Here is a 9,792-nt window from a genome sequence, read left to right on the forward strand (position 1 = left end):
GAGCGAGCCGCTCGGGAGAATGCGTCCATGACTCTTCTCGTGCACACGTTCGTCTACGACGCCGACGGCGGTCACGACCTCCTGGAGGATCCCGAGTACGGCGACACCCTGGCCGGGTTCGAGAGCACACGGACCCGGCTGTGGGGGTCCGAGGCGATACGGGCCCTGGGGGCCCGGTTCTTTCCGCGCCTCGACGGCTGTGACCTCCGCGTGGAGCGCGAGGAACTCGATGACTTCCTCGCCGAGTGCGAGGCCCTCCGCCCCCACCTCGGCCACCTGGCCGAACAGGGCGGTTATGACGCCGACTACGTCACCCAGCGCTTCGACAACATCGTCACCGCCGCTCTGCGGGCCAAGGCCGTGGACGGAGGCATCCTCGTCTGGTGACACCCCAGACGGTCGTCGGACGCTAAGCCGAGAGGAGCGCGTAGCGATCTGATGCGCCTGACTGCGCCCCAGGTTGATGTGGTCGTCATTTCGGGTGGGTAAGCCTGCAGCCCGGTCCCGGAAGGGGCCGCGAGGGGGCCGTGTGCCCGGTCGGCCGACCCCCGGCCCCTCGTCTCGTCCCTGAGAGACCCGCTCCTCCCCCTCTTCCCCGTGACCGTTCTTTTGGGGGGTTCCCGTCGGTCTTCGGCTTTCCGGGGTGGGGCGGTCGGTCAAGGGTGGCCGAAGGCCATCGCGTAGCGACGCGAACGAAGTGAGCGCCCTTGAGGGACCGGTCCACCCCGGAGAGACGATGAGACTGACGGGAAACCACCAAACCCTCCCTGATACGGATCAGCGGCACCCCCCTAACCTGTCGGCATGACCAGCGACTTCCACGAGGCCCTGCACTCCCTGCGGGTGTGGGACACCCCGCTTCCCTCCTTCGACACCGCGTCCGCGCCGGGCGAGCCCCTGCCCCTGTTCCGGGAGTGGTTCGTGCACGCCGCCGGGGCGGGGCAGCCGGAGCCGCACACGATGAGCCTGGCCACGGTGGACGCCGAGGGCCGGCCCGACGTACGGACGCTGATGCTGCACGAGGCCGACGGGCGGGGCTGGCACTTCGCCTCGCACGCCACCAGCGCCAAGGGCCGTCAGCTGGCGGCCCACCCGGACGCGGCGCTCGGCTTCTACTGGCCGTTGGTGGGCCGGCAGGTCCGGGTCCGCGGCCGGGTCACCGCCTGCGGGCCCGAGGAGAGCCGGGCGGACCTCGCGGTCCGCTCGCGCGGGGCGCTGGCCGCGGCGCTCACGGGGCGGCAGAGCGAGGTGCTGGAGTCGCCGCGGCAGCTGGTCGAGGCTTCGGAGCGGGCGTGGGAGCGGGCCGGTACGGAGCCGGACGCTCCCGCACCGACCTGGACCCGGTACGTCCTGGCCCCGGCGGAGGTGGAGTTCTTCCAGGGCGACGCCGCCCGCCGCCACACCCGCCTGCGCTACCGGCGGGCCGCCGACGGTACGGGCTGGGTGCGCGAGCTGCTCTGGCCGTAGCCGCCTCCCGCCCGTGCCGCCCCCGGCTCTAGGGTCGCCCCGTGGACCCCACCGAACTCGCCCCCACCCCGGCCACCCCGGCCGCCCCGCTCGACCCCGCCGAACTCGACCGCCGGGCCCGCGTGGAGGCCGGCTGCGTACCCCCGCACCTGGTCACGTACCTCCTCGACCACGGTCACGCCCGCACGGTGCACGAACTCGCCCGGGACGGGGAGTGGTTCTGCGCCCGCGCCCTGGCGCGGGCCCTCGCCGACGAGGACCGGCAGGAGGAGGCCCTGGAGGTCCTGGACCCGTACGTCGCGACGGGCTGGTGGACGGCGGTCGACGAGGCCGCCGCCCTGCTCGGCGCGTGGCGTCGCGTCGAGGAGGCCCTGGACCTCGTGCGCCCGTACGCGGAGGCCGGGGAGCGCTCCGCGCTCCGGGAGTTCGCGCTGCTGCTCGGCCGCGCAGGGCGGGGCGGGGAGGCGTACGAGCTGCTGCGCCCGCACGTCGCGGACTGGTACCTCGCCGGGCCGCTGGTGGAGGTGAGCGCCGGGCTGGGCCGGGACGAGGAGGTGGCGGCGCTGCTGGCCGCCCGCATCGCGCCGGACCGGGCCTGCGCCCGCTGCGGCACCACGGAGTGCGGTGCCCGGTACGTCGAGCCGCACAACGCGGTGGCGCTGCTGGCCTCCGTGCGCGAGCGGCAGGGCAGGACGGACGAGGCGTTCGAGCTGTTGCGCACGCACGGGGCCGCGCACGTCAACTGCCTTGACCCGCTGGCCGAGATGCTGGCGCGGCACGACCGGATGGAGGAGCTGCGCGCCTGCGCGGCGGCCGCGTCCGGCGGGAACGCGGCGCGCTTCCTGGCCGGGCTGCTGGAGGAGCGCGGGGACGTCGCGGGCGCGGTCGGGGTGTACCGGCCGCTCGCGGAGGCCGGTTCGCCGCACGCGGCGGTGGGGCTGGCGGAGCTGCTGGCCCGGCACGGCCGGGGTGACGAAGCGATCGGGGTGCTGGTGGCGCTGCCCGCCGCGCGGGGCGGTCACGAGGACTGGGTGCTGGATCCGCTGTGTGCGCTGTACGTCGCCCGGGGCCGGGCCGAGGAGGGGCTGGCCCACTTCGCCGGCATCGTGGACCCGCCCGGCTGCGAGGAGTGGGACCTGCTGCGGATGCGGGCCACGCTCCTCGCCGCCCTCGGCCGTGTGGACGAGGCCGTGGCGGAGCTCCGCGCGCACCCGGAGGGCGGAAGTGCGTACGCGGCGGAGGCGGTGGCAGGGCTGCTGGCCGGGGCCGGACGGGTGGCGGAGGCCGTCGCGGTCCTGGACCCGGAACGCCCGGACGACCGGCAGCCCCTCGCGGAACTCCTCCTGGAGCTGGGCCGTGTCGGGGAGGCCGTGGCCGTACTGAGGCGGCCGCTGCCCGCCCTCCGGCCGATCGTCTACAGCGAGGCCCCGCCCTGGTAGCCGCCCTCGGCGTCGTCCCGTCCCCGGCCTGCCCCAGAGCTGTCCCCGGTGGCCGCCGCGGGGGCGAAGACCGGTACCCGTACGGACTCGGACGCCTCCCGGAAGGTGACCCGCAGGGGCATGCCGATGCGGAGGTCCTCGTGGGCGCAGTCGACCACCTCGGTCATCATCCGGGGTCCTTCCGCGAGGTCGACGACGGCGGCGACGTACGGGACGCGGGTACCGAAGGGCGGGAGGTCGTTGCGGTGGATCACCGACCAGGTGTAGAGGGTGGCGCGGCCGGTCGCCTCCCGCCAAGTCACCCGGTCCTCGCCGGCCCAGCAGAAGGGGCAGAACTCGCGCGGGTAGTGGTGGGGGCGCCCGCAGTCGGCGCAGTGGCGCAGCAGGAGGCGTCCGTCGGCGGCGGCGTCCCAGTAGGGGCGGGTGAAGTCGTCCGCCTCGGGCAGGTCGTAGCGCACGGCAGACGCGGAGGGCGCAACGGGCGCGGAAGACGCGACGGGCGCGGAGGCCGCGACGGGCGCGGAAGGCGCTGAAGCCACAGCGGGCACGCGATTCGTGGCATCCACGGGATTCACAGGATTCACGGGATTCACGGGATTCACAGGAAGAGTCCGATCGACGCGTCGAGGGACCAGGCCTGCCAGCTCATGGCGAGGAGGGCGACGAGCGAGATGAGCGCCATCATCGCGTTCTGGCCCTGCTCGGCCCAGTCGTGGATCATCAGGACGAGGTAGAGCAGGTTCAGCAGCAGTCCGCCCACGAGCGCCACCGGGGTCAGGAAGCCGAGTACGAGGCCGAGTCCCAGGGCGAGTTCGGCGTAGACGACGACGTACGCCATCAGCCGGGGGCGGGGCTGGACGACCTTCTCGAAGCCGGTCTTGACGAACGGCCAGCGGTGTTTGCCGGCGACGTCGGCGGCCCAGGCGATGCCGGTGCCGCGTTCGAACCAGCCCTTCTTGTCCTTGTGCCGCCAGCTCTCCAGCCACCACAGGCCGAGGCCTATCCGGAGCACGGCGAGCCATTCGGCTCCGCTGAGCCAGATGGTCTGCATCGGCAGCCCTCCACCCCTCACCCATCCACCCGATCTGACGGTACGTCAGTTCAGCGGATCGGCGCCGATCGCGCAAGGCCTCCGACGGCAAGGCTCCGGACGACCGGCCGGGGCCCCGGACGGCCAGGAGCCCGCCGACACCCCGGACACCCCCGACACCCCCGACACCCCCGACACCACCCAACCCCCACCACGCCCCCCCTACCCGCCCCCGAACAGCCTCCCGTACCCGGAGATCCCCTCGGGGGAAGCTCCCGCCGCCCTCAGGGCCGCCCACAGCAGGACCTGGTTGGCGGTCAGGACCGGGCGGCCGAGGGTGGTCTCCAGCGCGTCGATCGCCCCGACCGCCCGGAAGCCGTTGCCGCCGATCACGACCGCGTCGGCGGTGTCCGGCAGCCGTGCGGCGACCCAGTCGTGCAGGGCCCGCGGCCCGATCAGGCCCTGCCCGCCGGGCAGGGCGCACGGGGCGGCGTACGGGACCTCGAACCCGGCCTCCTCGTAGTAGCCCCGGCCCAGGTCGTTCAGGGTGGTGTCGAACCAGGGCGGGTCGACGAGCCCGATCCGCGCGGCCCCGAGCACGCGCAGCGCCTCGACGACGGCGGCGCAGGTGGCGACGACCGGCAGCCCGTGGGCGCGTTCCCCGAGCCGGGCCAGCATGTGGGCCTCGCCGCGCGCGCCGATGACGTAGGCGGAGCTGGTGAAGGCGTAGGCGATCGCCGCCACCGGGGCGGCGGCGAGGAGTTCGGCGGCGGCGTCCACGTGCGGGGGTTCGGCGAAGGCCCGTACGGGGGCGAGCGGGATCGTGGGGTCCATCGCCCCGCCCGCGCCCATGGCGGCGAACCGCACTCGGGCGGCGTGCAGGCCCACCGCGGGCGGGGCCATGGCGCGCAGCTCCGATTCGGGGCCGACGTCGGCGTGGGGGGTGAGGATGCCGAGGCGGACGCGTACGTCCCACCCGTCGGGCTGCCACATCGCGCGCTCCTCCCAGGTTCCCTTCGCGGGCGGGGCCACCACCACTCACGGGGTCACCGCCTCCCCACTGTGACAGCGGCACGGCGCCCCGGCGGGAGGCAACGCCGACCGGTCGGGCAGAGTACGGCCATGCGGCATCGGGCGGAGGAGTGGTTCGACGGGGTGTGGGGCGCGGCCGCCCTCGTGCGGGTACTGGCGGGCGGGGAGGACGGCGGGCCGCTGGAGCGGCGGCCGCTGCTCGGCCGCGTGGAGTCGGCCGGGGATCTGGCGGAGCTGCGGGCCCTGTCGACGACGGGCACGCACACCGGTGACCTGTGCCGCTGCCACGGCAGCGTGACGTTCGCCCTCCACGACGCCGATGGCGGGCTGCTGGGCCGGGCGAGCCTGCACGGTACGGACGGCGTGCTGTGGGAGGGGGGCCGCTTCGGCGGGCTCCTCGAAGCGGCCGATCCGGTCGGGCTCTCGCTGTTCCTGGCCCGGTACGGGGCCGCCCGGCGGCTCGCGGGCCTGGCCACCCGGCTCGCGTACGCCCTCGGGCTGCGCGAGGGGCGGCCCCAGTTCCGGGAGGCGGGCCACGGACCGCACGGGGCACGGCTGCTGGAGACCAGGGGCGTGCCCCGGGTGCTGCGGCCCGCGCTGGCGCAGGTCTCGGGGCACGACTGCGCCGGGCTGGACGGGGCGCGGGTGGCGGAGCTGCGCGGGCTGCTGGCTGCGGCGGAGCCGGACGAGGGGCGTCGCGCGGTGGCGCTGTTGGGCTGGCTGGGCGCCCTGCCGGAGCCCATGGAGGCGGAGTACGGGGAGGGCGTGCTGGTGCGCGCGCTGCTGGCGGGCCTCGACCCGGTCGCGGCTGCCTGGTGCGCCGGCCGGCCCGCCGGGCCGCGGGCGGCCCTGGGCCTGCTGCGATGGGCGGGCCACGCGGAGGCGACGGCGCCGGACGCGGCCGAACTCGTCGCGCTCGTGGAGCCGGTCCTGCGGGGGGCGTTTCCGGCGTAGCGGGCGAAGACGGTCGCCCGTGATCGTTCCGCAATCGATTCACTCCTTGTCCGAGACCCATCAACTCTGAGTGTCGATACGCTCACCCCTCATGCCCGAGCAGCCCGACATGAGCACCCAGCCCCGCCCCGTGTACGTGATCGGCGCCGGTCCCGGTGGCCTCGCCGTCGCCGCCGCACTGCGCGCCCGCGGGGTGCGCGCCGTGGTCGTCGAGAAGTCCGACGCGGTGGGCGCCTCCTGGCGGGGCCACTACGAGCGGCTGCGCCTGCACACCACCCGGCGCCTGTCCGCGCTGCCCGGCCTCGCGATACCGCGCCGGTTCGGGCGCTGGGTCGCACGCGCCGACGTGGTGCGGTACCTGGAGAAGTACGCCGAGTTCCACGAGCTGGAGCTGGTGACGGGCGTCGAGGTGACCCGGATCGAACGCGCCGACGACGGCGAGGGCTGGACGCTGCACGCCAGCGGCGGCCGGCTGCTGGCGGCCGGGGCGGTGGTCGTGGCCACCGGCTTCAACCACACCCCCGCGCTCCCCGACTGGCCGGGCCGGGACGGGTACACCGGGGAGCTGCTGCACGCCGCCGCGTACCGCGAGCCGGGGCCCTACGCCGGGCGGGACGTGCTGGTCGTCGGCGTCGGCAACACCGGCACCGAGATCGCCGTGGACCTCGCCGACGGCGGAGCGGCCCGGGTGCGGCTGGCGGTGCGCACGCCCCCGCACGTGCTGCGGCGCTCGACGGCGGGCTGGCCGGCCCAGCGCACGGGGATCCTCGTACGGAGGCTGCCCGTGCGGCTCGTGGACCGGCTGGCGGCGCTCGTCGCGAAGGCCTCCGTACCGGACCTGTCGGCGTACGGGCTGCCGCGCCCCGCGACCGGCCTGTACAGCAGGGTCAGGGAGGGGGCGATCCCGGTGCAGGACGTCGGCCTGATCGACGCGGTGCGCGGGGGGCGGGTGGAGCCGGTCGGGGCGGTGGTGTCCTTCGACGGGGCCGAGGTGGTGCTCGCCGACGGGTCGCGGATCACCCCGGACGCGGTGATCGCGGCGACCGGCTACCGGCGCGGCCTGGAGGGCCTGGTCGGGGACCTGGAGGTGCTCGACGGGCGGGGGCGGCCGGTCGTCCACGGCGGGCGCTGCCCGGAGGGTGCTCCGGGGCTGTACTTCACCGGGTACACGAACCCGATCAGCGGCATGCTGCGCGAACTGGCCCTGGACGCCGAGAAGATCGCCAAGGCGGTGGCCCGGCGTACTCGGCGGTAGGCCGAAACCGCTCTGGACCTCACTCGAACGGATCTGCCACCGTTCAGGCACACCACCTCCACCACCTTTTCCTGCGCAGGCCTGTTCCTGACGGCGCGTCAGTTCAGTAATCTGACTACGCGTCAGCTATGGATTTCATCGAGGTTCATCGAGCAGGAGCGGGCGGAACGATGCTTGGATCTACTCACGGCACCCTCACCACCGACTTCCGCGCACGAGTCGAGGCCTGCGGGGAAACCCCCAGGACGGCCGTCCACTCCACGGCCGCGCCCTCCGCCGAGGACGCGGCCGCCCTGGACGTCAGCGGACGGCCCCTGCACTCCGATGTGCCCGACCTGGACCGGTTCTTCCGGCCCGAGTCCGTGGCCGTCATCGGCGCCTCCGACGCCGACGGCAGACCGAACACCGGCATCACCCGCCAGCTCATGGCCTGGGCGGAACGCGTCGGCGCCCGCGTCCACCCCGTGCACCCGACCCGTACGAGCGTCTTCGGACTGCCCTGCGTCGCGTCGGTCGCCGACCTGCCCGAACAGGTCGACCTCGCGGTCCTCCTCGTGGCCGACCCGCTCCCCGTCGTGGAGGAACTCGCCGAAGCCAAGGTGAAGTTCGCGGTCGCCTTCGCGTCCGGATTCGCGGAGACCGGCGAGGCCGGCGCCGCCGCCCAGGCCCGCCTCGCCGCCGCCGTACAGCGCTCCGGCCTGCGCCTCCTCGGCCCGAACACCAACCTCAACGCCTTCGAGGAGTTCCGCGAGGACCTCGACGGCCCCGCCATCGCCCTCATCACCCAGTCCGGCCACCAGGGCCGGCCCGTCTACACCCTCCAGGAACTCGGCATCCGGCTCTCCCACTGGGCGCCCACGGGCAACGAGGCCGACCTGGAGACCTCCGACTTCATCTCCTACTTCGCCGAGCAGCCCGAGGTCGGGGCCATCGCCTGCTACGTCGAAGGCCTCAAGGACGGCCGCTCCTTCCTCCTGGCCGCCGACCGCGCCGCCCGCAACGGCGTCCCCGTCGTCGCCGTCAAGGTCGGCCGCACCGAGACCGGCGCCCGGATGGCCGCCTCCCACACCGGGAAGCTCACCGGGGCCGACACCGTCGTCGACGCCGCCATGCGGCAGTTCGGGGTCATCCGCGTCGACGGGCTCGACGAACTCCAGGACACCGCCGCCCTCCTCGCCCGGGCCCGCCCGCCCCGGGCCGACGGGGTCGTCGTCTACTCCATCTCCGGCGGCACCGGCGCCCACTTCTCCGACCTGGCCACCGAGGCGGGCCTCACCCTGCCCACCCTCTCCCCGGCCAAGCAGGACGAACTCCACCAGTGGATCCCGCCCTACCTCGGCGTCTCCAACCCCGTCGACAACGGCGGCCACCCCGTCGGCGACTGGCGCGGCCGCAAGATCATCGACGCGATCCTCGCGGACCCCTCCGTCGGCGTCCTCATCTGTCCCATCACCGGCCCCTTCCCCCCGATGAGCGACAAGCTCGCCCAGGACCTCGTGGACGCGGCCGAACACACCGACAAGCTCGTCTGCGTGATCTGGGGCTCCCCGGTCGGCACCGAAGAGGCCTACCGCACCACCCTCCTCGGCTCCTCCCGCGTGGCCACCTTCCGCACCTTCGGCAACTGCATCACCGCCGTACGCGCCTACCTCGGCCACCACCGCTTCACCGCGGCCTACCGCTCCCCCTTCGACGAAGCCCCCCGCACCCCCTCCCCCTCGTACCGCAAGGCCCAGGCCCTGATGCGGCCCGGCCAGCAGCTCAGCGAACACTCCGCGAAACAGCTCCTGCGCGCCTACGGCATCCGCGTACCCCGCGAACAGCTGGTCACCAGCGCGGCCGCCGCCGTCCGGGCGGCCGGGCTGGTCGGCTACCCGGTCGTCATGAAGGCCTCCGGCCCGCAGCTCGCCCACAAGACGGAACTCGGCCTGGTCAAGGTCGCCCTCACCTCGGCGAGCCAGATCCGCGACGCCTACCGCGAACTCACCGACATAGCCCGCTACGAGAACGTCCCGCTCGACGGCGTCCTGGTCTGCCAGATGGTCGAACGCGGCGTCGAGATGGTCGTCGGCGTCACCCAGGACGACCTCTTCGGCCCCACCGTCACGGTCGGCCTCGGCGGGGTCCTCGTGGAGGTGCTCCGGGACGCGGCCGTCCGCGTACCGCCGTTCGGCGAGGACCAGGCCCGGGCGATGCTCACCGAACTGCGCGGGCACCCCCTCCTGGAGGGCGTACGCGGCGCACCCCCGGCCGACGTCGACGCCCTCGTCGAAGTGATCCTCCGCGTCCAGCGGATGGCGCTCGAACTCGGCGACGAACTCTCGGAACTGGACATCAACCCCCTGATGGTCCTCCCCCGCGGCCAGGGGGCGGTAGCCCTGGACGCCCTGGCCATCTGCCGCTGACCCGGCCGGAAACGGCTCCGCACCACGAACACCGGCGGGGCCAGATCAGGGCCGGGGCCAGTGGCCGGAACCGTCCCGGGCCGGGGGCGGGGGCGGGGTGGGGGGTCGGCCGGGGCTAAAACGTGATGTGTTGGCGCCCTGCCCCGCCCGACAAGACGCTCCGGACAAGGCGCCATAAATCATGCCCGCCCCGGACGACCCAGATCGGAA

9 protein-coding genes are annotated in these 9,792 nt (G+C 74.4%); 6 read left to right on the top strand and 3 right to left on the bottom strand.

The genetic code is table 11. The features are described 5' to 3' along the window. The first annotated feature begins 27 nt into the window (after positions 1–27). The 3 genes from ABZZ17_RS36785 to ABZZ17_RS36795 all read left to right on the top strand — a co-directional run bounded on the left by ABZZ17_RS36785 (position 28) and on the right by ABZZ17_RS36795 (position 2,906). The gene (locus ABZZ17_RS36785) at positions 28–387 is read left to right on the top strand and encodes a hypothetical protein (RefSeq protein WP_356883138.1); all 360 of its coding nucleotides are present in this window, start codon (positions 28–30) and stop codon (positions 385–387) included. Positions 388–804: 417 nt separating this feature from the next. Beyond that, complete coding sequence (locus ABZZ17_RS36790) at positions 805–1,467, top strand: pyridoxal 5'-phosphate synthase (protein ID WP_356883140.1); 663 nt, start codon at positions 805–807, stop codon at positions 1,465–1,467. A 41-nt stretch (positions 1,468–1,508) separates the two neighbouring features. Further along, the gene (locus ABZZ17_RS36795) at positions 1,509–2,906 is read left to right on the top strand and encodes a hypothetical protein (RefSeq protein WP_356883142.1); all 1,398 of its coding nucleotides are present in this window, start codon (positions 1,509–1,511) and stop codon (positions 2,904–2,906) included. On the opposite strand, the gene ABZZ17_RS36800 is transcribed toward ABZZ17_RS36795, so the two are convergent. The 3 genes from ABZZ17_RS36800 to ABZZ17_RS36810 form a co-directional block, all read right to left on the bottom strand. Further along, positions 2,882–3,364 carry a Zn-ribbon domain-containing OB-fold protein gene (locus ABZZ17_RS36800; RefSeq protein WP_356883154.1) on the bottom strand — a complete coding sequence of 161 codons (483 nt, stop codon included), beginning with the start codon at positions 3,362–3,364 and terminating at the stop codon, positions 2,882–2,884. The two genes, ABZZ17_RS36795 and ABZZ17_RS36800, sit on opposite strands and share 25 nt — an antisense overlap. 140 nt (positions 3,365–3,504) lie before the next feature. Then, on the bottom strand, positions 3,505–3,957 hold the full coding sequence (locus ABZZ17_RS36805) for a DoxX family membrane protein (protein WP_356883144.1): 453 nt from the start codon (positions 3,955–3,957) through the stop codon (positions 3,505–3,507). 201 nt (positions 3,958–4,158) lie between these two features. Further along, complete coding sequence (locus tag ABZZ17_RS36810; RefSeq protein WP_356883146.1) at positions 4,159–4,929, bottom strand: maleate cis-trans isomerase; 771 nt, start codon at positions 4,927–4,929, stop codon at positions 4,159–4,161. A gap of 129 nt (positions 4,930–5,058) precedes the next feature. On the opposite strand from ABZZ17_RS36810, the gene ABZZ17_RS36815 reads away from it, so the two are divergent. The 3 genes from ABZZ17_RS36815 (at position 5,059) to ABZZ17_RS36825 (ending at position 9,582) form a co-directional block, all read left to right on the top strand. After that, on the top strand, positions 5,059–5,922 hold the full coding sequence (locus tag ABZZ17_RS36815; RefSeq protein WP_356883148.1) for a hypothetical protein: 864 nt from the start codon (positions 5,059–5,061) through the stop codon (positions 5,920–5,922). Between the two features lie 91 nt (positions 5,923–6,013). Continuing rightward, complete coding sequence (locus ABZZ17_RS36820; protein WP_356883150.1) at positions 6,014–7,177, top strand: NAD(P)/FAD-dependent oxidoreductase; 1,164 nt, start codon at positions 6,014–6,016, stop codon at positions 7,175–7,177. A gap of 170 nt (positions 7,178–7,347) precedes the next feature. After that, the gene (locus tag ABZZ17_RS36825) at positions 7,348–9,582 is read left to right on the top strand and encodes an acetate--CoA ligase family protein (RefSeq protein WP_356883152.1); all 2,235 of its coding nucleotides are present in this window, start codon (positions 7,348–7,350) and stop codon (positions 9,580–9,582) included. The last annotated feature ends 210 nt before the right edge of the window (positions 9,583–9,792 follow it).

This window comes from Streptomyces sp. NPDC006512 (assembly GCF_040611935.1).
In the GTDB taxonomy this organism is placed as follows: Bacteria; Actinomycetota; Actinomycetes; order Streptomycetales; family Streptomycetaceae; genus Streptomyces.